At 47.2% G+C, this 24,578-nt stretch carries 19 protein-coding genes and 1 tRNA gene; 8 read left to right on the top strand and 12 right to left on the bottom strand.

Going from position 1 to position 24,578, the window contains the following annotated elements; genetic code table 11:
- Window positions 1–3: 3 nt before the first annotated feature.
- Window positions 4–945 carry a glycosyltransferase family A protein gene (locus tag NC996_RS16145; protein WP_190686016.1) on the bottom strand — a complete coding sequence of 314 codons (942 nt, stop codon included), beginning with the start codon at window positions 943–945 and terminating at the stop codon, window positions 4–6.
- A gap of 86 nt (window positions 946–1,031) precedes the next feature.
- Here NC996_RS16145 and NC996_RS16140 point away from each other — a divergent pair, with 86 nt between their 5' ends.
- Complete coding sequence (locus NC996_RS16140) at window positions 1,032–2,036, top strand: Npun_R2821/Npun_R2822 family protein (RefSeq protein WP_190675443.1); 1,005 nt, start codon at window positions 1,032–1,034, stop codon at window positions 2,034–2,036.
- 10 nt (window positions 2,037–2,046) lie between these two features.
- Complete coding sequence (locus NC996_RS16135) at window positions 2,047–2,940, top strand: Npun_R2821/Npun_R2822 family protein (protein WP_190686013.1); 894 nt, start codon at window positions 2,047–2,049, stop codon at window positions 2,938–2,940.
- 192 nt (window positions 2,941–3,132) lie between these two features.
- Here the strand turns inward: NC996_RS16135 and NC996_RS16130 are convergent, their stop codons facing one another.
- The 4 genes from NC996_RS16130 to NC996_RS16115 form a co-directional block, all read right to left on the bottom strand.
- The gene (locus NC996_RS16130; protein ID WP_190686010.1) at window positions 3,133–3,768 is read right to left on the bottom strand and encodes a TenA family protein; all 636 of its coding nucleotides are present in this window, start codon (window positions 3,766–3,768) and stop codon (window positions 3,133–3,135) included.
- Window positions 3,769–3,816: 48 nt separating this feature from the next.
- Complete coding sequence (locus NC996_RS16125) at window positions 3,817–4,581, bottom strand: pentapeptide repeat-containing protein (protein WP_190527256.1); 765 nt, start codon at window positions 4,579–4,581, stop codon at window positions 3,817–3,819.
- Between the two features lie 65 nt (window positions 4,582–4,646).
- A complete protein-coding gene (locus NC996_RS16120) occupies window positions 4,647–4,841 on the bottom strand; it encodes a hypothetical protein (RefSeq protein ID WP_190411270.1) in 195 nt (64 codons plus the stop codon).
- A 209-nt stretch (window positions 4,842–5,050) separates the two neighbouring features.
- A complete protein-coding gene (locus NC996_RS16115; RefSeq protein WP_190686007.1) occupies window positions 5,051–6,142 on the bottom strand; it encodes an alpha-hydroxy acid oxidase in 1,092 nt (363 codons plus the stop codon).
- A 101-nt stretch (window positions 6,143–6,243) separates the two neighbouring features.
- Between NC996_RS16115 and NC996_RS16110 the strand changes: the two genes are divergently transcribed.
- The 5 genes from NC996_RS16110 (at window position 6,244) to NC996_RS16090 (ending at window position 14,175) form a co-directional block, all read left to right on the top strand.
- Window positions 6,244–6,669 carry a lysozyme inhibitor LprI family protein gene (locus tag NC996_RS16110; protein WP_190686004.1) on the top strand — a complete coding sequence of 142 codons (426 nt, stop codon included), beginning with the start codon at window positions 6,244–6,246 and terminating at the stop codon, window positions 6,667–6,669.
- A gap of 177 nt (window positions 6,670–6,846) precedes the next feature.
- Entirely contained in the window at window positions 6,847–9,534 is a 2,688-nt protein-coding gene (locus tag NC996_RS16105; protein WP_190686001.1) for a tetratricopeptide repeat protein, read from the top strand.
- A 222-nt stretch (window positions 9,535–9,756) separates the two neighbouring features.
- Window positions 9,757–10,728, top strand: a complete 972-nt coding sequence (gene hemC, locus NC996_RS16100; protein WP_190411275.1) for a hydroxymethylbilane synthase — start codon at window positions 9,757–9,759, stop codon at window positions 10,726–10,728.
- A gap of 84 nt (window positions 10,729–10,812) precedes the next feature.
- Window positions 10,813–12,237, top strand: a complete 1,425-nt coding sequence (gene glgA, locus NC996_RS16095) for a glycogen synthase GlgA (RefSeq protein ID WP_190411276.1) — start codon at window positions 10,813–10,815, stop codon at window positions 12,235–12,237.
- Window positions 12,238–12,798: 561 nt separating this feature from the next.
- Complete coding sequence (locus NC996_RS16090) at window positions 12,799–14,175, top strand: right-handed parallel beta-helix repeat-containing protein (RefSeq protein ID WP_190527266.1); 1,377 nt, start codon at window positions 12,799–12,801, stop codon at window positions 14,173–14,175.
- Between the two features lie 258 nt (window positions 14,176–14,433).
- On the opposite strand, the gene NC996_RS16085 is transcribed toward NC996_RS16090, so the two are convergent.
- Entirely contained in the window at window positions 14,434–15,510 is a 1,077-nt protein-coding gene (locus NC996_RS16085) for a M23 family metallopeptidase (protein ID WP_242037553.1), read from the bottom strand.
- Window positions 15,511–15,542: 32 nt separating this feature from the next.
- Window positions 15,543–16,874 (bottom strand): homoserine dehydrogenase, encoded by a 1,332-nt coding sequence (locus tag NC996_RS16080; protein ID WP_190685998.1) that lies wholly within the window; start codon window positions 16,872–16,874, stop codon window positions 15,543–15,545.
- A 200-nt stretch (window positions 16,875–17,074) separates the two neighbouring features.
- Between NC996_RS16080 and NC996_RS16075 the strand changes: the two genes are divergently transcribed.
- Window positions 17,075–18,856: a TPM domain-containing protein gene (locus NC996_RS16075; protein WP_199303104.1), complete on the top strand. Its 1,782-nt coding sequence runs from the start codon at window positions 17,075–17,077 to the stop codon at window positions 18,854–18,856.
- Window positions 18,857–18,870: 14 nt separating this feature from the next.
- Here the strand turns inward: NC996_RS16075 and NC996_RS16070 are convergent, their stop codons facing one another.
- From NC996_RS16070 to NC996_RS16050, 5 genes are all read right to left on the bottom strand, one after another.
- On the bottom strand, window positions 18,871–19,344 hold the full coding sequence (locus NC996_RS16070; RefSeq protein ID WP_242030517.1) for a hypothetical protein: 474 nt from the start codon (window positions 19,342–19,344) through the stop codon (window positions 18,871–18,873).
- Between the two features lie 236 nt (window positions 19,345–19,580).
- Window positions 19,581–21,020 carry a glutamate--tRNA ligase gene (gltX, locus tag NC996_RS16065; RefSeq protein ID WP_190685994.1) on the bottom strand — a complete coding sequence of 480 codons (1,440 nt, stop codon included), beginning with the start codon at window positions 21,018–21,020 and terminating at the stop codon, window positions 19,581–19,583.
- Window positions 21,021–21,134: 114 nt separating this feature from the next.
- Window positions 21,135–21,208, bottom strand: a tRNA-Asp gene (locus NC996_RS16060).
- Between the two features lie 177 nt (window positions 21,209–21,385).
- Window positions 21,386–22,603 (bottom strand): esterase-like activity of phytase family protein, encoded by a 1,218-nt coding sequence (locus tag NC996_RS16055; protein ID WP_190685991.1) that lies wholly within the window; start codon window positions 22,601–22,603, stop codon window positions 21,386–21,388.
- Between the two features lie 114 nt (window positions 22,604–22,717).
- On the bottom strand, window positions 22,718–24,244 hold the full coding sequence (locus NC996_RS16050) for a TM0106 family RecB-like putative nuclease (RefSeq protein WP_190685988.1): 1,527 nt from the start codon (window positions 24,242–24,244) through the stop codon (window positions 22,718–22,720).
- Window positions 24,245–24,578: the final 334 nt, after the last annotated feature.

Raw genomic sequence — 24,578 nt, 5'->3', positions numbered from 1 at the left:
ACCTTAAAGCCAATGTTTCAACTGAAGGTCATAATGACCGGCTTGTTCCGGAGGATACCACCCTGTTTCAACCTTCTCGATTATTTTAGGTAAAGCTTCGATAAATTCTGAACCCCGGTCTTTTGGATGAACCGTCCAGGCTTTCGGAGAATCGAGAACCCCTCGGACATACTGCGTCGCCTCCAGTTGGTTCGATACCATCACTTCCCAAGAATCCAAAGCCCCTTTACCAGCGATATTGTTCAATATCGTTTGTAACCTCACTGGCAACCGATTGGCAATCTTTTGCCGATAAGGACGCCACAGCACTGGTAATGGAAGTAACTTGTCGAAACGCTTCTTGTCAATTAAGTAAATGCGACTGCTGAAAAACTTAAATGTGTAGAAACCATGCGGGTTCCGCTCATAGGGCACCCGTTGATACATATTACCATCCTCTGTCGGTGGCCCAGTCAGCGGTCTGATTGCCATCACTTCCGGGTGTTGTTGCAGCAACTTCATCCCTTCTTCTACCCAGCTATAATCGGGTTGCTGATGGAGCAGCATATCGCTGTCATAGTGAAGCATATAGTCACCTTGGGCTTCTTCAATGTGAAAAATCGTGCCCAAAATGGGATAGCCCTTATAGTTATGTGTATACCGGATGCGGCTGCCAAAATGTTTGCGATATACTCGGTCGTGATAGGCTCCGGAGTAGTCAATATCGACTACTTTATCTACCACACCATCGCGCAGCAAGCGATCGCAGCGCTCCCGTAACTGTTCTAGAGTACCGATGCCTGGACGCCCGACTTTGTCCCCCGTTAGCGGTGCCGTATCTACAGCCAACACCCGTTCGCTAAACTTGAATTTACTCATCTTCACTAGATGAGGAATGGTGTGCATCATGAACGGCAGATCGGTTCGCGCTACCAAAATCCACAGTGAACAGCTAGCAATTGACATTAATTGTGCCTTTGTGTTTTAGACATCAGGAAGCTCCTAAAAAGATTTTAATGTATTATTCAAATTAACCTGCTGAGGATTTTTATATGACAGACGGCATCTATACACTAGCGAATGATGTAGTCTACGACCAACTCGTTGCTCTATTAAATAGCATAGAAGCCAATGTCGGTAAAGAAATCCCAGTCTGCGTTATTGCCTATGATAATCGAGTAGATCGAGTTCGCGCGGAAATCGCTAATCGGGAAAATGTAACCTTGCTGGATGATGTTAACTTGTTTGCTCGTTGGGAAGATTTTTCTAAACGGGTATGGGCAGCTCATCCAACTGCTTTAAAGACTTGGCAAGAACAAGGAATACCCGGTGTTAATCGTATAGGCATGAATCGGCGATACTGCGCCTTTGATGCGGATAGCCCTTTTGAAAGGTTTATCTACTTAGATGCCGATATCGTAGTCATGGATTCCTTAAAAATTATCTTTGATAAATTAAATGAGAATGATTTTGTGGTTTATGATTTTCAGTACAAATCCCCCAATCATATCTTTAATCTCCAGTCACCAAAATTATTAGAAGTTGTTGATAAAAACCGGCTTAGTACAGAGATATTTTGTGCCGGAATGTACGCCGGGAAGCGAGGGTTATTCCCCCAGGAACAAAGAGATTGGTTAGTATCCAAGCTAGAGGAAGGCGAGGCAGAAATTTTATTTATGCCAGCGCCTAACCAATCAGTTCTTAACTATATGACGATGAGAGGCGAGATTCCAGTTTATAACTTGGCGCTGCATTTACCTGACGACAAAAAGACTGGAAACGCGGTTACTTCTCCCCATTTTGAAGCTAGGGATAATATTCTGTACGATCGAGGCAAACGACTAACCTATCTACACTATATTGGGCTGTCATCAAAATTGTTTTCTCGGATTAGTGAGGGAGAAAATATTGATTTTCCCTATCGGGATATTTTCTTGTATTATCGCTATCTTCACGAACCAGAGAAGCGTCCCAAGTTTACAACCAAACCGACACCTTACAATCAGGCTCCAAGTTTAGCCAAAAGAGTTTTAAAGAAAATTGGATTCACCAGTTGAGGATATTTGAATGAGTCGTGGTATCTATATTCTTGCTAACGATCGCGTAATTGATAATGCGATCGCGCTATTGAATAGCATTCGTTCTTATGATGCTGATAGTCCGATTGTGATGATTCCCTATAACAATCAGTATCAAGCGATCGCTGATATTATTACTAAGTCTCATGGGGTAAAAATATACGAAGATTTACAGTTATTAGAAAAGATAGATGATTTAGTCAAGCAGACCTGTGGTGACAACCTTTTAGATAGACCCAACTTGCTTCGCAAGTTAGCCTGTTGGTTTGGCCCTTTCGATGAATTTCTATATATTGATACTGATATTGTTGTATTTGAAAAAATCATAGAAAATCTTAATTATCTTGCAAACAATGATTTTATCTGCTGTGATTATCAATACACAGGAGGCATTAAACAAGTTTTTACACCCAAAATCACAGAAATCTTCACTGAAGACGAATTGAAAGATGTTTTCAATAGTGGTTTCTGGGGTTCAAAGAAAAACCTAATTACTCAACAAGACTTGCAAGATACTTTTGAGTTTTGTGCATCTCATCCTGAATATTTTTATGTCTTGAACTCCGACCAAACGATTCTTAATTATCTCGTATTAAAGCGAATGCCTCGACGATTTAATATTGTTCGAGAAAACGGGAAGGGGCCTGGAAATTGGGCAGGAAGCCCGCATTTTAAGCAGGAAGGCTATAAATTAGTCGATCCAAAAGTTAACCAACCTCTGAAGTTTGTACACTGGGCGGGCGTCCGTTTAGAGCCAGGTGGTTCGTATTGGGATATTTGGGAACACTATCGTTATCTGAATGAACCTAAACCAGCTCAAGTAGCATTCACTCAGAAGAAAAAAAGCTTGTGGCAGCAAATCAAAGATAAAATCAAGGGATAAAAATAGAATTCTGCAATAATATTTAGAAACATCTTCTTAACCCGCACTGCTTTTCAACTCAGAACCTCGCCCCCAACCCCTCGACCTTCACGGAGAGGGGAGAGAATATTAAAGCCTTCTGGGTGAGCGGGAAGACACAGAGATAGGGTTAAACCGTACTGTATCAAATCGAGAATTGCTATCAATTGAAATCTAGATTTTTAAATCAATAGCCTCCCAGGCAGCTTGAAAAAAGTCTCGTTCGCACAACATCGCATAGCGGTAAGTTGATTTCAAAGATGCTGTGGTACAGGCATAACGCTCAGCCAGATTTTCTAATTTCTGAGCCAGTTGCTCAAATTCCTCACTGCTATAAGTGCGAATCCAGTTAGTGTATTGATGGTCTTTTATTCCACTCTGAGCCATCTGCTGACCTAAGAAAGCATACAGACGCATACAGGGTGCCATTGCCACAGCAATTAGACCAACCTCCGAACTCCAAGCTGTTGCTAATAAAAAGTCGGTGTAGCGGCGTGTAGCAGCTCCCGGTTCTACTACTTGCAGGTTGACTCCCCACTCATCTGCATAGCCTTGATGAAGGGAAAGTTCATCTAAAACGCCCCCAGCTAGGGAATGAAACGTATTAAATCCCTGCGTGTCGGGAGCTTTAGCCGCAGCAATGCTATAGGCACGGGCAAAAGCTTCTAAGAAAAAGGCGTCTTGCCCCACATAGTAAGCAAATCGCTCCTGGTGTAGCGTGCCGTCGGCAATGCCTTGGACAAAAGGATGCTTGAGGCAGGCTTGCACTAAATCTTGATTTTCCTGCCACAGATCGCGGGATATCGTCATAAACTGACTCGTAATACTGGGCAGGTAGTTTAACCCACCCTAGCAGAATTAAAAAAGCAGTCGGAGTAGTAAGCTACCAATACCTCCTAGGAAATTCGCCAAATTTCCGCCGCTGCTACCCGCTTCCTGCAAAGGTGTTGTCAGCTCTTTAATGAAAACTTGGCTAGTCTGATAGCCTTGAATATTTCCCTGGATGGTAAAGAGTTCGGAAGCTTTCTGAGAATCCAGAACGGCTCCGGAGCGATCGCCCATTTGATAACGCGCCACTCCCCTCGCTAGGTATGCGGGAGCAAAGTTGGGCTTCAGAGCCAGCGATTGGTTGAAATGATCGATTGCGCCTTGTTGGTCTCCTTTTTGGCCCTCTGCTACACCCCAAGCGTAGAAATCTTCAGGCGTGGCTGCGTAGCTAGGGATACCAATAGCCGCCTGCAAGTTAGCACCATTGATGTTAGCACCCGCCAAATTTGCATTAACAAGAAAAGTTTCTCTTAGGTCAGCGCCTGCCAGGTTCGCACCTGTCAAGTTTGCACCGCTCAGATTGACCCCAAATAGAGAAGTCCCGCTCAGATTTGCACCTCTGAGGTCGGCTCCACTCAAGTTGGCACGACTGAGATTAGCACGGCTCAAATCAGCGCCAGTGAGATTAGCTCCTGATAAGTCAGCTAAAGCTAGACCCGCACCACTGAGGTCGCACTGCGAACATTGTTTAGTAGCCAATAACTGTCTAGTATGTTCGACGTTTTCAGCTTTTGCAGGAGCAGCAAGGGAAAGTGTCGTCAGCAGTGCTGCTGTTGCGGCGATTTGGGGTTTCATATCGAGTTGTGCAGCGGTAGCTCTCTATTTTCCCCAGCATAAACCATTCGGGAAAACATCAAGCTTTATCGTACAGAATTAGAACCGCTGCCATTCTCTGGAGTGTGAGTATTTGGGCGAGGTAAGAGGCTGATAATTTGCGATGCGGTTTCTTGCAAGTTGAGTTCTGATGCCATTTGAGGGGCAGTTGACCAGCTATGTCCCAAAAATACATTGAGAGAGAATGTTAGAGTCGCGGCTACCATTAGTTTTTCCAGCATCTCAAACTCCCCCCCACAGCAGATAAATTAGCGCATAAGATTCTGATACTACTAATATGAATAGTTTTTATCTAACATTAGGTGATTGACATGCCGGAGAAAATGTGATCGTATTTCCAGGACTGCGTGATCCTAGTCACATACAGCGAATTTACCGTCTTAAAGGCGCGATCGCATCTTCTCATCAGCAAGCGCAATACCAACGATTCCTACAACCGCACCACTAAACTGGGATCAATGTCTTGTAACTTAGCGCAGCCACTCAAAGCGATCGCTAAATCAAGTTCATCTCGCAAAAGTTCCAGTACGTGTCGGACACCCGCCTCTCCCCCTACTGCTAATCCCCACAACACCGGGCGTCCCAATAATACGGCTTTTGCCCCTAATGCCAGGGCTTTGAGGACATCAGTGCCGCGACGGATACCGCCATCCACCAGAACTTCTGCGGTGTCCCCCACAGCCGCAACCACCTCACTCAGAGCATCAATCGTAGCGATCGCTCCATCCAATTGTCTGCCCCCGTGATTAGAAACAATCACCGCTTTGGCTCCATGTTCCACCGCCCGAAGCGCATCATCTCCCCGCAAAATCCCTTTTACCACCAAGGGCAAAGGCGACAGAGATTGCACCCATTCCAAATCCTTCCAAGTTAGCGCTGGGTTTAGCTGCTCTAAAAAATAGGCAAATAAACCCGATTCGCCGGGTTTATAGGAAATCTCTAAATCTGTCAACGTCGCTAAATTAGCCAGTTCCATCCCCGATGGCAAAACAAACTGATTTCGCGTATCTCGCTCTCGCTTACCCAGCAGAGGCGCATCAACTGTCAGACACAGCGCTTGGAAACCGGCAGCATAGGCGCGTTCTACCAAAGCACGGGTAAGGGCGCGATCGCGATGTACATACAACTGAAACCACTGCGGTGTCTGATTCCCGACGCTGGCAACTTCTTCTATACTTTTGGTTGCTAAGGTACTCAATACCATCGCGGTCCCCATTTTTGCCGCAGCTTTGGCAGTAGCAATTTCACCGTCTGGATGCGCCAAACACTGAAACGCCATCGGCGCGATGAGAATGGGCAGTTGTAGAGATTGACCAAGGATCGTGGTACTTAAATCTCGCTGGCTGACATCTACCAGCATCCGAGGACGGAGTTTGTAGCGTTCAAAGGCTGCTCGATTATCCCGCAGCGTGATTTCGTCCCAAGCACCGCTAGCGTAGTAATCCAGCGCCATCTGAGAGAGGTGCTGGTTGGCTAGCCTTTCGTACTCAAATAGATTAATAGGTCTAACAGGAGTCGTCATTTGCCAATGCTAGCCGATGCTCATCAAGAGCGATCGCATTTCACTTTGTTGCTATGACCTTTTTGCTATGTTATTGGCTACACAGAATTCAAGATTTGACCATGAATAAGTTATTACCCGCAATTGTAGGTGTGGCAGCTTTGCTCAGTTTAGGTACTGCGGCGGTGACAAATGCAAACGCAACACCAGATGTATCGGGAATCCGCCTAGCTCAACGACCTAACTGCAACAATCCTCAGACGCAAGGAGAAATAAATGCTTGCGCTGGAATAGATTACCAAAATGCAGATAAAAAGTTGAACCAGATATACAAACAACTCCTACCAAGATTGCAAAGTTCGCGGCGACAGAAATTAATTTCAGCGCAGCAAGCTTGGATCAAGTTTAGAGATGCTAGTTGTACTTATGAAAGAACTGAATTTGCAGGCGGAACAATGGAACCGATGGTTTACAGTAATTGCCTTGCAGCGGTAACACAACAACGTACAGCACAATTAGAGCAATATCTAAGCAACGCCGATAAGTAAAGCGAGAATGCGATCGCACTACTGAAATGAAATCCGCGAGGAATGCGATCGCTCTATTCCAACGCTATTCTGCAAGGCCCTTAGCGACCAATTAGATTTTTGCATAACTCCGGTTCAGATAAAGATATAGATGATGGAGCGACCAAATCTATAAATCAGCTGCTGGAGAATTTGCCAATGCACTACTGTCTCAAATCTCTCAGCCTTGCCACTGCTACTTTACTGCTTTCGCTGACATCTCCCCTTTTACCGCTTACCTTGAAGTTTGAACCCCTAGTAGTTCAGGCGCAAACGACCCAAGACAGAAAAGCTGAAGCCCTGCGACTGTACCAAGAAGGTGTTCGGCAGTTCAATAAAAGTCAGTTTTTAGAAGCGCTAGAGACGTTTCGACAGGTTTTAACTATCGTGAGAGCAAACGAGAGGCTTTCACTCGAAGGGGCAACTCTCAACTATATGGGGTTAGTTTACAAATTTCTGGGACAGTATGACAAAGCGCTGGATTTCTATCAGCAAGCTTTAGCTATTCACCAACAAGTTGGTAACGAGATGGCGCAAGGGATAACTCTTGGTAATATTGGGTTTGTTTACCAAAGTTTGGGAGAGTATGCTAAAGCGCTGGAGTTCTTTCAGCAAACCTTATCAATAGCTAAAGAAGTTGGTGATAATGGGGAGATTGGGTATGCTCTGGGCAATATTGGAGAATTTTATCAGAATTTAGGACAGTATGCCAAAGCTCTAGAGTTCTATCAGCAAGCTGTAACCATTCACCAACAAGTTCGTAATAAAGCAGCGCAAGGGGTAACTCTCGGCAATATTGGGCAAGTTTATCAAAGCCTAGGACAGTATGCCAAAGCTCTAGAGTGCTATCAAAAAGCTGTAATCCTTCATCAACAAGTTCGCAACAAAGTAGCGAAAGGGGAGACTCTCAACGACATTGGAAAAGTTTATCAAAGCCTGGGAAAGTATGCCAAAGCGCTGGAATTCTATCAGCAAGCTTTAGCCATTGCCAAAGAAGTCAGCAACAAGACGGGGGAAGGGAGAACTTTCAGCAATATTGGCTTTGTTTATCAAAGTTTAGAACAGTACCCCAAAGCCTTGGAGTTCTACCAGCAAGCTTTAACCATTGCCAAACAAGTCGGCGACAAGGCAGGGGAAGGAACAGCCCTCAGCAATATTGGTTACTCGCTAGAGAAACAGAACCAGCCAGAGTTAGCGATTGTCTTTTACAAGCAATCCGTCAATGTTACTGAGGCAGTTCGTCAAGATTTACGAGTACTGCCAAAAGAGCAACAGCAATCGTATACAGAAACTGTTGCACGCACCTACCGCACTCTCGCTGACCTCCTCCTCAAACAAGACCGAGTCCTCGAAGCGCAACGAGTTCTCGACCTGCTCAAAGTCCAAGAACTTGAAGATTACCTTCGTAACATTCGCGGCACTAACAATACTGCTCAAGGATTGCCAAATCTCCCACCTGAACAACAGACATGGACAAGTTATCAGACGATTCTCAGCAAAGCGGTGGAAATTGGCAAAGAACTCACCCAACTGCGACAGCTCAAACAAAAAAACGGCACGCTCACTCCTGCACAAGAGGAGCGTATCGCCCAACTGGTGAAAGCTCAAGAAACAATTGTCGAAGATTTCAACAACTTCACCAAGAGTCCCGAAGTCCTAGCACTGGTAACACAGCGAAGTCCCGCAACTTTATCTCAGGATTTGCTGTTGCGGATGGGAGACTTTAACGCCTTACAAGATAACCTCAAGAATCTGCAACAGAAAGCAGTCCTCCTCTACCCCTTAATTCTCGACGATCGCATCGAACTCATCCTCACCACGCCCGACTCTCCCCCCATTCGCCGCATGGTCTCTGTTCCCAAAAAACAACTCAACGAGACAATTGCAGCATTTCGCAGTGCTTTGCAAAACCCCACATCCGACGCCAAAACCCCCGCACAACAACTCTACAACTGGCTGATTCAACCCCTAGAAGCAGAACTCAAAGCCGCAGACGCCAAAACGATTATCTACGCCCCCGATGCTCAGCTGCGTTACGTTCCCCTAGCCGCTTTGTACGACGGCAATCAATGGTTAGTCCAACGCTACCGCATCAATAATATTACCGCCGCTTCCCTCACTGAACTCAACACCCAACCGCAACGGCAAATGCAAGTCTTAGCAGGGGCCTTTGCCACGGGACGTTACAGCTTTACTGTTGGCGGAGAATTCTTTGACTTTTCGGGATTGCCCTTTGCTGGAGTTGAGGTGGAGAATTTAGCCAAGACTGTTCCGGCTACAACCCAATTCATCGATAAAGCTTTCACTCCCCAAGTCACCGTTCCCAAAATGGACGACTACACCGTCGTGCATCTAGCGACTCATGCCGCGTTTGTCGTAGGGAAACCGGATGATTCTTTTATTCTCTTTGGAAATGGAGAACGTATTACCCTCCGAGATATCCAAAAATGGAGCCTCAAAAACGTCGATTTGGTAGTTCTTTCTGCCTGTGAAACCGGATTGGGCGGAAAACTGGGGAATGGTGAAGAGATTCTCGGCTTAGGCTACCAGATGCAGAGAGCAGGGGCAAGGGCTGCGATCGCATCTCTTTGGACAGTCGATGATGGCGGGACTCAAGCCTTAATGAATGCCTTCTATGCAACTCTCAAAAAGGGCAACACTACAAAAGCTGAAGCCCTGCGTCAGGCACAAATTGCTCTGATTACTAGCGACTATACAGCTTTGGCTCAAAAGCGCGGGGGCATTGTCATCGAACGTATTGGCAATACTTCATCACCGGATGCGATCGCTCGGCTTAGCCACCCTTATTATTGGGCACCGTTTATCTTGATTGGCAATGGCTTGTAGCCTGTAAATTCGATGACTCTTGAAGAAGGCGACCGCTCTATCCATGATGCTGTCGCTGATAAACATCCATCAACGATGACTGCCTTGCTTCCAGCACACGGGAGAATTTATATTACTTAACCTATCTTGAGAGCGTTGGCATCAAACTCCAGGCTTATTACAGCCACGGCTGCGGTAGTCTAGAACAGGTGACTTTATTTGCTGTGTTCAGGCGATCGCTTTATGTCTCCTACAGTTTCTAGTCCGGCTCGTACTATCCGCATCGGTTCTCGCAAAAGCCAACTCGCACTCGTCCAGACTTACTGGGTGCAAGAACAACTCCAGAAACACTTTCCCGAATGTACCTTTGAAGTCCACACGATGGCGACTCAAGGGGACAAAATTCTAGATGTTGCCTTAGCCAAGATTGGCGATAAGGGACTCTTTACGAAAGAACTCGAACTGGGAATGCTCAACCAAGAGACAGACTTTGCCGTGCATTCCCTGAAGGATTTGCCCACCAACTTGCCAGAGGGATTGGTTTTAGGATGCGTTAGCGAACGGGAAAATCCGGCAGACGCCCTTGTCGTGCATGAAAAGCACAAAGATAAGCAACTGGAAACCCTGCCAGAAGGGGCTGTAATTGGAACCTCTTCCCTGCGGCGACTGGCACAGCTGCGCCACCACTATCCTCACCTATCCTTTAAAGATATTCGGGGCAACCTAAACACCCGACTGGCAAAACTAGATACAGGTGAATACGACGGAATTATTTTGGCAGTAGCAGGATTGCACCGCCTGGGAATGAGCGATCGCATTCATCAAGTGATTGCCCCTGAAGTATCCCTCCATGCCGTCGGACAAGGTGCTTTAGGCATCGAATGCCGTGCTGGTGACACCGAAATTTTGGAGTTACTCAAGGTACTAGAGCATCAACCCACTGCTCAACGCTGCTACGCCGAAAGAGCCTTTTTACGGAACCTAGAAGGTGGCTGCCAGGTGCCAATCGGGGTGAATACTCAGATTGACGGCGATACACTCACCTTGACGGGCATGGTTGCCAGTTTAGACGGCAAGCGGATGATTAAAGACACCGTTAGCGGTGCTGCCAGCGATGCCGAACAAATCGGAATTCAGCTTGCCCATCGGTTACGGGAACAGGGAGCTTCGGCAATTTTAGAAGAGATTTTTACCGAAGTCGGACGCGGTCATTAATCCAAAATCAAACTCCAAAATCGGGTAGGCGATCCCCTGACTCGGTATGATGTAACCAAAATATTTCAGGAAACGCCAGCAATAATGCGAATTCTGTTTGTTGCAGCTGAAGCAGCGCCCATCGCCAAAGTGGGTGGGATGGGTGATGTCGTTGGTGCCTTACCAAAAATTCTGCGAAAAATGGGGCATGATGTGCGAATCTTCATGCCTTACTACGGTATGCTGCCCGACAAAATGGAGATTCCCAAAGACCCTGTTTGGTCGGGTTCTGCCATGTTCCAGTCGTTCTCAGTTTATGAAACCGTTCTACCTGGAACCGATGTGCCACTGTACCTATTTGGTCATCCGGCTTTCATGCCACGTCGCATCTATTCTGGGGACGATGAAGACTGGCGGTTCACGCTGTTTGCTAACGGTGCAGCAGAGTTTTGCTGGAATTACTGGAAGCCGCAAATTATCCACTGCCACGACTGGCACACTGGGATGATTCCGGTGTGGATGAACCAAGATCCCGATATTACCACCGTCTTCACGATTCATAATCTGGCTTATCAAGGGCCTTGGCGTTGGTATTTAGAGAAAATTACTTGGTGTCCTTGGTATATGCAAGGACACAACACAATGGCAGCAGCGGTGCAGTTTGCAAACAAGGTGAACACCGTTTCCCCCACCTACGCCCAACAAATTCAAACCCCCGCCTATGGCGAAACGTTGGAAGGTTTGCTGTCTTTCATTAGCGGAAAGTTATCCGGTATTGTTAACGGCATCGATACGGAGGTTTACGACCCCGCCACTGACAAATACATTACTCAGACCTTCACAATTGATACTCTTGAGAAACGTCAAGCCAACAAAATTGCACTGCAAGAAGAAGTCGGCTTAGAAGTTAACAAAAATGCCTTTGTGATTGGCATGGTAACGCGACTGGTGGAGCAGAAAGGCATCGATCTTGTGATTCAAATGCTCGATCGCTTTATGGCGTATACCGATGCTCAGTTTGTCCTGCTGGGTACAGGCGATCGCTATTACGAAACCCAGATGTGGCAAATGGCTTCCCGCTACCCTGGTCGCATGGCAAACTACTTACTCTATAACGATGCTCTCTCCAGACGCATCTATGCGGGTAGCGATGCTTTCCTCATGCCTAGCCGCTTTGAGCCTTGCGGCATTAGCCAAATGCTGGCGATGCGTTACGGCTGCGTGCCGATTGTCCGTCGCACAGGTGGCTTAGTCGATACCGTTTCTTTCCACGACCCAGTGAACCACGCTGGTACGGGGTACTCCTTCGACCGTTATGAACCCCTAGACCTTTACACCTGTATGGTTCGGGCATGGGAAGCTTTCCGCTTCAAACCGCAATGGCAGGAGTTGCAGAAGCGGGGTATGCAGATGGACTTCAGTTGGGACACATCCGCGAAGGAGTATGTCAAACTGTACAACTCCATTTACGGCATCACTGAGGAAGAACCAGCCCAGCCTGAGATGCAGTCAGAGTTAGTAAATACTTAGTCATAAAAAGCACTTCGGTTAAAAGCCCCCTGATTGCAGGGGGCTTTTTGTTAGCTAGGGTGCGTTAGCGATCGCTAACGCTGTCAAACTTGGTGGCAAAGTTTCAAAACCTTGTGAGTGCATAGGATGCGCTCATTGTCAGCGTAAGGTACTCGCCCTAAAATCCAGGCATAAGTTAAGGTTATTGGCAATAATCCTTAAATTACGGACAATAAAAACGCTACAAGCACCATAATCCTTGGGGTTAGACCTTGTTCTAGCTAGCTTGCGATTGCTTATATATATTTGTTATATAAAGTACAGTTTCCGTACTACTGATAGCTTCTTTGTAACTTTTTTGCAAACGCAAGTAGCGACTACAAGACGAGCATACAAATAAAGCAAGTTTTTACTGCATTTCAGCGTTTTCTCCGAAAGATGTCAGTAATATCGCGGATCTCAATCGGTATTAACGACGGCTAGGATTTAGCAGACCAGTTTTATGAAGTTTTGATGAAGCTTCCTAAAACTGCACAGCAGGGTCATCTCTAGCGTTCTTGTCGTTTACCAACGAAGTAAAAAATGTCTAAAGTACACTCTTCTGGATTGAGCCTGCTGTTGATTTTTAGTGCCTCGACGGTTAGCGTCGGACTAGTAACAAAACCAGCACTCGCTATTACCACCTACTACGTTGCGACGAATGGTAGTGATAGTAATTCTGGAAGCCAGAACAGCCCATTTGCCACCATCAGCCACGCAGCTTATAAGGCAAAGGCTGGCGACACAGTATACGTCCGGGGAGGCACCTACAGCTTTACGAAAGAACAATACATTGGCAGCATCGGCACCGCCAGCAGTCCGATTAGCTACCAATCCTATCCAGGCGAGAAAGCAATTTTAGATGGCACTAAAACGCCAAGCAACACCAACATCGTGAATCTAGCTGGCGCATACAACATCTTCAAGGGCTTTGAAGTAAAGAACTCCAAATTTACAGGCATTGTGTCCTGGGGCGGCAACAACCTCCAGATCCTCAACAACACCGTTTACAACTCCTACAAGAACGGTATCTTTGTTGGTTACGACAAAGATATGACCACAGCCTCAAACATCCGAATCGACGGCAACACCGTTTATATGAATTGCCTTGCGAATAAAAGCCGTACCCTTGCTGATGGTTGGGATCAGGGGATCGCTAGTGGCAGAGCAAGCAACGTCACCATCAGCAACAACCACGTGTATCAGAACTACGGTGAGGGAATCGACTTTATTTTGACCAAGGGCGGTGTAGCTTCTGGTAATAAGGTGTATGACAACTACAGCGTGAATCTATACCTGGACAACGCTACTGACATCACGGTAGAGCGCAACCACATTTACACCACCAACAACACAAACTTTTACCGAGACGGGAAACCAGCGAGTGGGATTCAGGCATCCAATGAATACTACGATTTTTCCAACCCAGTGAATAACATTAAAATCCGCAACAATATCGTCATTGGGGGACTTACAGGCTTTGCCTATTTTTCAAATTACGGCAGAGGCGGAGGGTTGAAGAACTTTGTTATCGCCAACAATACCTTTTACAAAGCGACGCGAGCCATGCTCCTGATCCATAGCGATCCAGGTCATACAAACAATCTGATTGCCAACAACATTTTCTCCCAAACTGGCAGTGTCGCGATGACAGAAATTCCAGCCAAAACGGGATTGGCATTTCAGAATAACTCTTGGTATGGTGGCAGTGCTGGTATTGCTGTGGGTACCGGCGATATCACTGCCAACCCGTTGCTGGTAAATCCGGGAACTACAGTGGCAACTGACTACAAGCTTCAGCCTGGTTCCCTAGCCATTGAAAGAGGTACTACGCTTACTCAAGTCACGAATGATTATGCAGGATCGAGCCGTCCGCTAGGGCTAAAGCATGACATTGGGGCTTACGAATATTTCAAGTAGAAGAGTAATGATTTTTTAACGCAAAGGGCAATCTGGGAAAGGGCAAAGTTACGCAGAGGAACTACAAGTTTTTGCGATTACTAAGTCTTTTCCCTAGCCTTCTGTGCATAAAAAAATCCTACTGACGAATTAAGACCAATCTTTCTGGATGATGCTCTACATTAAATATCCCCTACCCTCAAAAAAAGGGTGAGCTGTATGTAGTGCGTCAAAACAGAAATGGGATGAGTCAAACTAGCTGCAAGCACAGATTCCCGATTATCTATTAACAGTTACTTGCTGAAGATAGGGTTGTGGATCTTGTGCAACCCAGCCTAAATTCGAGTTGTAGCGCAACTCAAAATGCAGATGGGGTTTATCTATGTCAGGGAGTCCTGTGGTACCAACTGTTCCCAGGACATCCCCCTGGCTAACTTGTTTACCACGACTAACATCAATGGTTGCAAGGTGAGCATAACGGGTTTGGCGTCCTCCCGGATGATTAATAACGACTAAATTGCCAGAATCTCCGCGATCGCCAATAAAGGCTACAGTTCCCTTATCCACTGCTAGCACGGGTGTCCCGACTTCTGCCAACAGATCGATACCGCTGTGAAAAGCAACTTGATTGCTTCGAGGATTTAGCTGCCAACCATAACCCAGTGCGATCGCTGTCGTTGCGGGTAAGGGATAATGGGCTAGTTTCCGGTTGTTACGTCCAGCCAGACTTGCAGGCGACCAATTTACTCCAGGGATAAATACAACTCTAGGATTTTTCTGGCAACCGTTTACCTCATAGAGTACATCGGCACGAATTCGGTAGCTTTTGGCTACATCTTGCCAAGTTTTCCTAGCAGGAACTTCGACGCGAATGCCATTGTAAGGCGGAATCAAAATTTCTGCCCCTGCGGGTGCTTTGCCTTGCCGTAAAGATGGATTGAAACCGATCAAAGTAGCAGGAATGAGATTGTATTGGCTGGCAATACTTTCTAAAGTTTCACCAGCGGCAACTTTGTGGCGAATCAAGCGTTCTAAAACTGGCGGTGGGCACATTTGCTTGTCACCCTTCCCCTCAGTTGCAGGAGGCGATAAAAGGGTAGGTACAGCGAGAATGTCTTCAGCTACAGAGGATTTTGAAAATACCGCTGAAAAAAGGCAAAAAGAAACCGGAAGGAGGAAGAAAAAACCTAATTTTTGCTTTTTTCCTAACATTTCTAAGATGCGATCGCAATATCCGTTCGCTTTTTTGATGCCATATTTGAGATTCCCCCAACCCCCGCGCTGACGCACCGCTGCGCTTAAACCAAAGCGGATAAAACAGGAGCGATCGCTGTATTTTAGGGAAGCTGTATTCATTCGCCTCTCTACATCTTTCGCCACTTGTCTCCTCATAAAACTCGCAAAATGCTGGGAATACTGTCTATCGTATCTAACGTGCGAATTTCATCCAGGGCTTGTCGAAAGTTGCCTTCCCGGACATCGTGAGTCACGACGACAATTTCGGCAAGTTCGCCGTGGATGCCAGTTTGCACCACAGATTCAAGACTCACCTGGTGGTTGCCGAAACTGGTGCCCAACTTACCAATAACGCCCGGACGATCCCGTGTCAAGAAACGAGCGTAAAACCGCGTAACTAGCTCCTCCATCGGGGCGATCGCGCAGTAATCTTGATGGGAACAGCTTAATAGTGGATGCAGTTTGGCAGCATCTCCACCACTTTTCAAAATGGCAGCAATATTTAAAATATCCGAGACAACGGCGCTGGCAGTGGGACCGGAACCCGCCCCACGTCCGTAAAACATTACCTGCCCAATCGGTTCGCCTTCTACGAGAATTGCGTTATAGACGCCGCTAATACTGGCAAGCGGGTGAGTTTTGGGTACGAGAGTCGGATGAACTCTAACTTGTAAAGACGCCAAATTTCCCGTTTCTCTGCCTGGAGTTTCTTTCTCCGGTGCCGGTAAATCTTGTTTAGCGATCGCTAATAATTTGATCGTAAAGCCGAGTTTTTCCGCATAGGCAATATCGGCGGCGCTGACCTTAGAAATCCCCTCACAGTATATTTCTGGCAGCTTGATGCGTCCCCCAAACGCTAAGGAAGCCAAAATCGCCATCTTGTCAGCAGCATCTAAACCGTCTACATCAGCCGTTGGATCGGCTTCTGCATAGCCCAACTGCTGGGCATCTGCCAGAATCTCGTTAAATTCACCCCCCTCGGTTTGCATCCGACTGAGGATGTAGTTCGTGGTGCCATTGACAATGCCAGTCACCGAATGAATCCGGTTGACACTTAGCGCCTGCTTCAGGGGTTGAATCACCGGGATGCCGCCCCCAACGGCTGCCTCTAGCATCACATAGACGCCTGCTTGATTCGCCGCCGTAAAAATTTCATCACCGTAGCGAGAAATCACCGCCTTGTTTGCCGTGACAACGTGCTTACCATTGGCGATCGCTTTGAGGATAAGCGATCGCGCGGGTTCTAAGCCTCCCATCACCTCCACCACAATGTCTACATGAGGGTCGGTGACAATCGATTCCAAATCGGTCGTCAGCAAGCTTTCTGGCATTTCTACGAGTCGGGGCTTATCTAGCGATCGCACTCCCACCCGATAAACTTCTATTTCTTGCAGCAGCGGATGACGCCCTTGCGGATCTAGCAAAATTTGTGCCGTACCCGTGCCGACTGTCCCCAGTCCCAGTAATCCAATTTTAAAAGCCACAACCGTTATCCTGAATTTTAACTCTACAGCGCTTGTAATTTACTTGTAATTTAGCTTTTCGGCTCTGCCTCCATCGCGTTGGCAATGCTAACACAGGGGATGCTACCAACACCCTTCCCATCATCGCCCCGAACAGTGAGCCAAAAACTGAGCAAAAGAGTGAACCGAATTGCCGATCCACCTGAGACATTCTAGAGGTGATGGCACCCATTACAGTTGTTGAGTTGCGATCGCTTATGCTCAAACAAATTGCTCTTGCTGGTTTTGCGAGTTTCGCCGTTGCTGCCTTTCCAGTCGTCAGCAAGGCTTTAACCGTTCAGGAAGTTCCCAATCCCCGGCAAGTCAATGGTGGCTGGGTGACAGACATGGTAGATATGCTCAGTCCGGCGACGGAAGCACAACTCAACCAGATCATCTCAGATTTAGAGGCAAAAAATAGCAGTGAAATCGCGGTAGTGACGGTGCCAGAGACTTCACCTTCTGCTACTCCCAAGGCGTTCGCTACGTCGCTATTTAATTATTGGGGCATTGGCAAGAAAGGGCGGGACAACGGGGTGCTGCTGCTGATTTCCCAGCGGGAACGTCGCGTAGAAATCGAAACGGGTTACCGTATCGAGTCGATTCTCCCCGATGCGCGTGTTAGCAAAATTATCCAACAAGAGATCGCACCGCGATTTAAGCAGGGCGACTTTAACGGTGGTACCCTGGCGGGAACGCAAGCACTAGTTATGGACTTGAGCGCTTATCAACCACCAACTCCTGCTGGCGTTCCGACTCCACCTGTCAGCATTCCGGCTACACCTGCTAGCGTTCCGACTCCACCTGTCAGCATTCCGGCTGCACCTGCTAGCGTTCCGACTACAACTGCTAGCGTTGTAGGAGTGCTTTACCCACTAGCGGGTGTTGGCGGTGTATTAGTGTTGATTCTAGGGACAGTTGCTTATGTGCGTCGTCCTCGCAGTGGAATTTTGCTCGAACCGACAGGGCGAGCGCGCATAGAAGGTGACAGTGGCGACACTCATCCCTGGCATTGCGCTACTTGCAAAAAGCGGATGCAAAAACTGGATGCGATCGCACTCCAGCCTTATCTCAGCCAAGCTGAGCAAGTAGCGCAAAAGTTAGGCAGCGTCAGATTTGAAGGCTGGCAGTGTCTCAAGTGTTATCCGCAACTAACTGGACAGACAATTCACATTTGTGCCTACATTCTGGACTCACAACAATTTAACACTTGCCTCACCTGTCAGGAATTGACCGTCACCCAGACAATCAAAGCTATTTTGGAACAACCTACATGGAATAGAGAAGGTAAGCAACTGGTTGCCAAAGAATGCCACTGTTGTTCCTATAACGAGGAAGTTAAGGAAACGCTTCCTTGCCTAACTCCCTCGCGCCATACAGTTTTCATCGAACCAACCGGGCGATCGCGAGTAATCGGCTCAACTCGCCCCACCCATTGCGCTGATTGCCGATATCCGATGCAACAAATGGACTGGAATATACTCCAATTCCATCTTAGGAAACCTGAGCGAGCAGCTCAGAACCTAGGTAGCGTCAAATTTATCGGCTGGCAATGTCCCAACGGTTGCCAACAAACGTCTAGTCTGGGAATCCACATCCGTGCATACATTCTGAACTCAAGGCAATTTAGCACTTGCCCCACCTGTCATGAATTGACAGTCCAATGCACATCGCAGGTTACGCGATCGGCAACAGAGTACAGCCAAGGGATACGCCTGTTTACTCACAATTGCCACTGTTGCTCTTATCAGCGGCAAATTGAGACGAAAATTCCTCGCCTACCTCCTCGTCCTAGCAGCACTCAGAGGAATAGCGTTCGCCGTTCTAGCACTAGCTGGATTTCCAACAGCAGCACTAGCACTTTCGATACTAGCAGCAGTAGTTGTAGTTATGACAGTAGCAGCAGTAGCAGCGATTTTGGCGGCGGCAGCAGTGATGGTGGCGGTGCTGGTGGCAGCTGGTAGCAAGCAGCAAGTAATTAACGCCGGAAGGGGCCAGGATTGAGTAAGTTGACTTCAGTAATTTTGATAATGTAGGGGTTGAATTTACTTTTATCGTAAGATCCCACCCAAATTCCGTAAGTTCCCGGCTGCCACTGACCAGCAATGCCAGGGTTTTTGCCTTCATACTCATCATTGCACCAGCTGCCACCAGGTCCCTTAATCACGAGGGTAGTGTCTTCTGGGCTTTGCACTTGGATGGATAGAAAGTTGAAAAACGAAGTTAAAACTACAGTGTGATCGGGCTTATCGTCCGTAAAACCAACACATGGCCCGGTAGCGGTTTCGCTGCGACCTGCAATTTTTTGGGCCGCTATTTCGCCGCCACTGATACCCCGAATCGTCAACGGATCGGGCGAAAACCGGGGACCGAGGGTGACATTCTCGAATATGGGCGGGGATTGTACGGATTGGGCTTGCACCCTCGAAAGGCTCAACACTCCTACCGCCATCAGGGCTATGGTTGTGATGCCTGCCCAGAGGGACTTTCCTACCGATTTTTCCCCTAAATTGGGTACGGGTTTGTACATCCTCACTTCCAAAAACGGCACCTTGTTACCGATTATGTAACGGCTCTAGTTGTAGCAGTGACGATAGTATCCCACAAGAAGTTCCAAAGAAGAAGCCAAAAGCCTTCTCAGGCCGAGCTTGAGAAGGCTTGCAAAAGTGAAAAAGAAAGAATCTCAGTTTACTTTTCTAGGGCTTGCTGTAAACGTAGCTTGTCCAGACCCCGCTGATTCAGGATCAACCAAGATTGAATCAAATCAGGACCATGCAAATCGCCGGTTAGAGCTGCGCGGAAACTTCGCATCACTAATCCTTTCTTCAGATTCTTCTCCTTGGTCAGCTGTTTGATGATGTCTTGGGCACCCTCTGCTGTCAAAGTTTGATGATTTTCCAGGGCGTCCAGAATCGCCTGCAAAGCGGTTTCGGTGCCGTCCTGCTGCAACTGAGTCAGTCCCTCTTCGCTGTAGGCTACGGTCTGGCTAAAGAATATCTGGCTCATCTCGACTGCATCCTGCAAGCGCGTCAGGCTGGCACTCAGCAGGCTGGTTAACTGCTCTAACCAAGGGCGATCGCTGATCGGGTCAAATTCGTATTCAGCCGCCTGCCAGTAGGGAATCAGCTGATTTAATAGCTCATCTATCGGCATCTTGTGCAGATACTGACTGTTAAGCCAATTCAGCTTATCCCAGTCAAATTTTGCCCCTGCCTTATTGACGCGCTCAAAGCCGAACTGTTGAGCCGCTTCTGGCAGAGTAAAGATTTCCTTAGTGGAATCTGGGGGCGTCCATCCCAACAATGTCATGTAATTCGCCAAGGCTTCAGGCGTGTAGCCCATTTGCTGGAAGTCGGAAATGGAAGTGACGCCATCCCGCTTCGAGAGCTTTTTGCCTTCCTTGTTCAAAATTAATGGCGTATGGGCAAATTCCGGGATTGCACTTCCCAGTGCCTCGTAGAGCAAAATTTGCTTAGCTGTGTTCGCAATATGGTCTTCTCCCCGGATGACATGGGTGATCCGCATATCAATGTCATCCACCACCACTGCCAAATTGTACAGCGGCTGACCCACTGAATCGTCTGAGGCACGAGCAATCACCATATCGCCGCCGAGGTCGCTGGCTTTCCAGCTAACTTTGCCGCGTACCAGATCGTTCCAGGAGATCTCCCGGTCATCATCAATTTTGAAGCGAAGCACCGGACGACGCCCTTCGGCTTCAAAAGCCGCTTGTTGTTCTGGCGTCAAGTTCCGGTGGCGGTTGTCATAACGGGGAGCTTCTTTTCTTGCTGCTTGCGCTGTCCGCAATTCATCTAGTTCGGCTTCGCTGGTGTAGCAGCGATAAGCATAGCCCTTCTCTACGAGAGTTTGAATGGCTTTGCGGTAGAGATCGAGGCGCTTGGACTGAAAAAATGGCCCCTCATCCCAAGTCATTCCCATCCATTTCAGACCATCAAGGATGTTTTGAGTATATTCGGGGCGCGATCGCGCTTCATCGGTGTCTTCAATTCGCAGGATGAACTCGCCGCCATGATGGCGAGCAAACAGCCAGTTAAATACAGCGGTTCTCGCCGTCCCAATATGTAAGTTCCCAGTAGGACTTGGTGCAATCCGAACTCTAACGGTCACAGCAGATTCTCTCAAAAGGTTTCTATATTTGTTGTAGCTGCTAGTTGTAGCTGCTAATAATTGTAGGGGCAGGTTTCAACACCTAACCCCTACTAACTTTTCTACTACTTTTTACGGGACTGACGGGGCTCGAACCCGCAACTTCCGCCGTGACAGGGCGGTGCTCTAACCAATTGAACTACAGTCCCTTGTTTTCCGAGCCATTAACGATTATGTCGAGTCTCGTTGGATTTGTCAACCCCTTTTTTTCATTCCCTTGCGAGTGGTGGGGTAGACACGGCTTTTTTGGTCTCGTGCCAAGGCGCAAAGACGCTAAAACGTTGCTTCATTTGGCGTCTTTGCATCTTAGCGCGATATTGTCCGGATTAACTATGAATGTGGCGCTTGACTTTAATGCTCACAAGTGCTGCAAATACCAAGCCTGCGAGTGCCGAAGGTTCCGGGACAGAACGATGCGCCGCTGATTTGGTGCCAATGCCAAAGGCGAGTACCTGGGTAAACTGAATCGGGCTAAAGTTGTTATCGCTAACTACAATCAGCGACTTTCGCCCATCCGCCAAATCAGGGCCAAAAGTCAAACCTTCAATATTATCGAGCGTCACACCTAACTTCTCAAAATCAAGCAGCAGTTTTTTCTGAGCTGGTTTGATAGTGTTGAGGTTGATTGCACTGAGACTGTTAATACTGCTAATATCGGTTGCCTTTTCTAAAGACACCTCAAACAGCTTGATTGTGTTCCCCACTCCAGTAGAAAAAGACCGTTCTAAGCTAAGGAACGTATCTTCATTCACTGCTAACAAATCTACTAAACCATTGGTCTTGAAACTATTAACAGGATTGGGTGCTGCGGCAACTGGATCGGTAACGTATAAAAATTCCTGTTCCGGCTTCCCAGTTACGAGGTTATATTTTAAGATTCGCGAAGGACTTGCCACCTTGATGTCAGCGACAGCACCATCCTGAACCAAGGCATTTTCTGTAGCTGTAAACAAATACTTTTGGTCAGGGGTAAGCGTCAAGCTTTCAAAGGCTAAATTATTGCGAATCCCGCTATCTTTAGCCGCTGTTGGTAAAAACTTCTGAGGAACTGGCAGGGTTTGAAGTTGCTGACCTGCCAAAGAAAATTCATTAACGAAAGGATTAATTAATTGGTTCGCATCTCCTTCAGAAGAGATAAATAGACTTCCCTTGCTAGTTAAGGCAATGCCTTCTGGGTCGAGACTTAAAGGAGCAAAAGGTTGATTGTTTATATTCAACAAGGTCGTTACATCTACAGGCGTCACCCCACCCTGCTTTAAAGAACCCTGAGAAATATCAATTTTGAGGGTATAAAACCGAGCTGGTGCCTTTTCACTTCGGTCATCAGAAATACTGTAATAAACGTCTTTACTGGCATCGTAAGTAATTCCTGATAGCCCTCCCAATTCAGTTCCCTGAAATGAAAAACCAGTCGGAAAAGTGGATTTTCCTAAGTAATCGACGCCGGTTATTTTGAATGCCTGAGCGGGATGTGCTGTCAGAAGTGTAGCGGTTAATCCACCAATAAAACAGAAAGATGTAAAAATTTTATCGATCTTGCTCATGATTGCCAGTGTTAAATTAAGCCATTTACACCAGCACCGTATCATCATAAAAATAAGATTTTTTTAAGAGAAGGTTATAAGAGAGTTGAATTGGAAAAATTTGGTGCTGGAAGATTACTCCCGTGCATCCAAATGAGCCGCATCCTGCATAAAGTCTACCAGCCAGTCTTTAAGGTGACGGGTAGCGCGGCAATCATCCTCGTTGTAGCGCAGAATGGCGTCGAGGAAAGTGCGATCGCGTGTTTTTAACCATTGGTCGTACCAATAGATACACACTTGTCCATTCGCCCCCGCATCGCGCCACTCAAAACCCAACCAATGCGCGATCGCTTTTAAAGCATAACTTTCGACGGGCAGTGTCACCATCCCTGTTACCCACTCGTGGATATCCACAAAGCGCGATAGCACCGGACGTAGCCTCTCCAGCGGGGTGTTGTAGCATTTAGCCAGCCGCTTCATCGTCAGGATTTCGTAGTCGCAGAAATGGAAAATGGGAGCCTGAGGATAAGTCCAAACCAAATCTAAAAATTGCTGCCAAACCAATTCTTCGTCGCTGGCTTGTTCTGCTAAGAAAGGATAAAACGTTTCTGTATTAGCTTGACGGTCTACCACTAAAACTCCCAGCAGATAATCCAGTTCTAGCGACGGTTCTGCTTCAATATCAAAGTAAAGTTCGATAGGTGAAAGGAGAGAAGATGGATTGTCCATCACCCATTCTGCTGTTTTAGTGGTTTTAGCGATCGCAAAAGGTTTCTCCAGAAGCATCGCCCGATTCTCCACTACTGATTGCGCTTGCTGTACTAGCTGTTGCGCGACTTCCTCTCCCAAAACTGGCTCCAAAAAAGCCGGACTGACACCTGCCAGAGACTCCCGACTCGTCAGTTCAAGCGTCTGCAAATGCTGATAGCGACTTGGTGTTACACCCGGAATCAAAGAGAGATGTTGCTGTTCTTGAGCGATCGCATAGCAGTGATTTAACCAAGGGCAAAGATTGCACCGCTGACGGGTAATGAACACCTCTGGCTCTTGCCGAGACAGGAGCATTTCGATACACTCCTCTACAAGTGCCTGCATCATCGGCACCCATTTACTCAAATTGACTGCATAAGCCTTTTTTTCCCGTAATTGCAGCCAAACCGTATCCGGCATAACGCCCTGAACAGATGCCAGCAGATGGGCGTGAAAAGCTGCAACCGTTTGATATTCCAGCTTAGGACGCCGACCTAAATGAATGTCACTGGGAACGTAAATCCAATCGCCAAAGTTTGATTGTCCGGGTTGTTTCACTAAAAAATCGGGACAACTGACGAACGTTACTGTCTTCGGAAGGTGTAAGAAGGATTCATCCTCCATCCTTACTTCTTCCTCCTTCAGAAGCACGCCTCGGTAAATTAGCTCAACGCCTTCTTGCATCAAAGCAATCGTGGCATTTGCACCGGCGTGCCAATCTCCCCAAGCATAATTGGGTTTGTGATAAGTCTGTCCCGCCAGAATGGTTTGCTGGAGAACATTCCGATCCTGTTGCAATTTGGCGCGAAAATCACTTTGAAAATCCTGCTGGGTAGGATCTCCATATAAATCGAGAAAAGACCGGCGACTACAACGTTGGTAGTGCCGCAACAGATTAACAGTTAGCAGCATGACTTCAAGCTAACAGAGAATCAGTGAGCTGTCGCGATCGCTCTTATCGCACTCAGGCTAAATGGTGCTAGACAGACAAAGCCTGACGAGAGCGGACTTGTAGAGATACGATTTATCGCATCTCCTACGTGTAGATTTTGACAGCGCACCATCGGTTAGAGTAGTGGCGATTTTGAGCGTGAGGGTGTAGGCATGGCTAAGCGTAGCAAACGGCAGTTGATTAGACCTCTTGCATGAATCAAGAAAATGAGCCAAAAGTAGGTAAGCGTTACTGAATCTGCTCATGCTCTACCAACAGTTGAAAGTCCTCAATCCGAGCGCCTTCAGACGGGCG

It is taken from the genome of Trichocoleus sp. ST-U2 (genome assembly GCF_039961875.1).
GTDB lineage: Bacteria > Cyanobacteriota > Cyanobacteriia > Cyanobacteriales > FACHB-T130 > FACHB-T130.
This window is presented reverse-complemented; position numbering and strand designations above follow the sequence as displayed.

Excerpts from the sequence above, each read along its gene's own strand:
- NC996_RS16145 (WP_190686016.1), bottom strand. The coding sequence starts at position 945 with ATGTCAATTGCTAGCTGTTCACTGTGGATTTTGGTAGCGCGAACCGAT.
- NC996_RS16140 (WP_190675443.1), top strand. The coding sequence starts at position 1,032 with ATGACAGACGGCATCTATACACTAGCGAATGATGTAGTCTACGACCAA.
- NC996_RS16135 (WP_190686013.1), top strand. The coding sequence starts at position 2,047 with ATGAGTCGTGGTATCTATATTCTTGCTAACGATCGCGTAATTGATAAT.
- NC996_RS16130 (WP_190686010.1), bottom strand. The coding sequence starts at position 3,768 with ATGACGATATCCCGCGATCTGTGGCAGGAAAATCAAGATTTAGTGCAA.
- NC996_RS16125 (WP_190527256.1), bottom strand. The coding sequence starts at position 4,581 with ATGAAACCCCAAATCGCCGCAACAGCAGCACTGCTGACGACACTTTCC.
- NC996_RS16120 (WP_190411270.1), bottom strand. The coding sequence starts at position 4,841 with ATGCTGGAAAAACTAATGGTAGCCGCGACTCTAACATTCTCTCTCAAT.
- NC996_RS16115 (WP_190686007.1), bottom strand. The coding sequence starts at position 6,142 with ATGACGACTCCTGTTAGACCTATTAATCTATTTGAGTACGAAAGGCTA.
- NC996_RS16110 (WP_190686004.1), top strand. The coding sequence starts at position 6,244 with ATGAATAAGTTATTACCCGCAATTGTAGGTGTGGCAGCTTTGCTCAGT.
- NC996_RS16105 (WP_190686001.1), top strand. The coding sequence starts at position 6,847 with ATGCACTACTGTCTCAAATCTCTCAGCCTTGCCACTGCTACTTTACTG.
- hemC (WP_190411275.1), top strand. The coding sequence starts at position 9,757 with ATGTCTCCTACAGTTTCTAGTCCGGCTCGTACTATCCGCATCGGTTCT.
- glgA (WP_190411276.1), top strand. The coding sequence starts at position 10,813 with ATGCGAATTCTGTTTGTTGCAGCTGAAGCAGCGCCCATCGCCAAAGTG.
- NC996_RS16090 (WP_190527266.1), top strand. The coding sequence starts at position 12,799 with ATGTCTAAAGTACACTCTTCTGGATTGAGCCTGCTGTTGATTTTTAGT.
- NC996_RS16085 (WP_242037553.1), bottom strand. The coding sequence starts at position 15,510 with ATGAATACAGCTTCCCTAAAATACAGCGATCGCTCCTGTTTTATCCGC.
- NC996_RS16075 (WP_199303104.1), top strand. The coding sequence starts at position 17,075 with ATGGCACCCATTACAGTTGTTGAGTTGCGATCGCTTATGCTCAAACAA.
- NC996_RS16070 (WP_242030517.1), bottom strand. The coding sequence starts at position 19,344 with ATGGCGGTAGGAGTGTTGAGCCTTTCGAGGGTGCAAGCCCAATCCGTA.
- NC996_RS16055 (WP_190685991.1), bottom strand. The coding sequence starts at position 22,603 with ATGAGCAAGATCGATAAAATTTTTACATCTTTCTGTTTTATTGGTGGA.
- NC996_RS16050 (WP_190685988.1), bottom strand. The coding sequence starts at position 24,244 with ATGCTGCTAACTGTTAATCTGTTGCGGCACTACCAACGTTGTAGTCGC.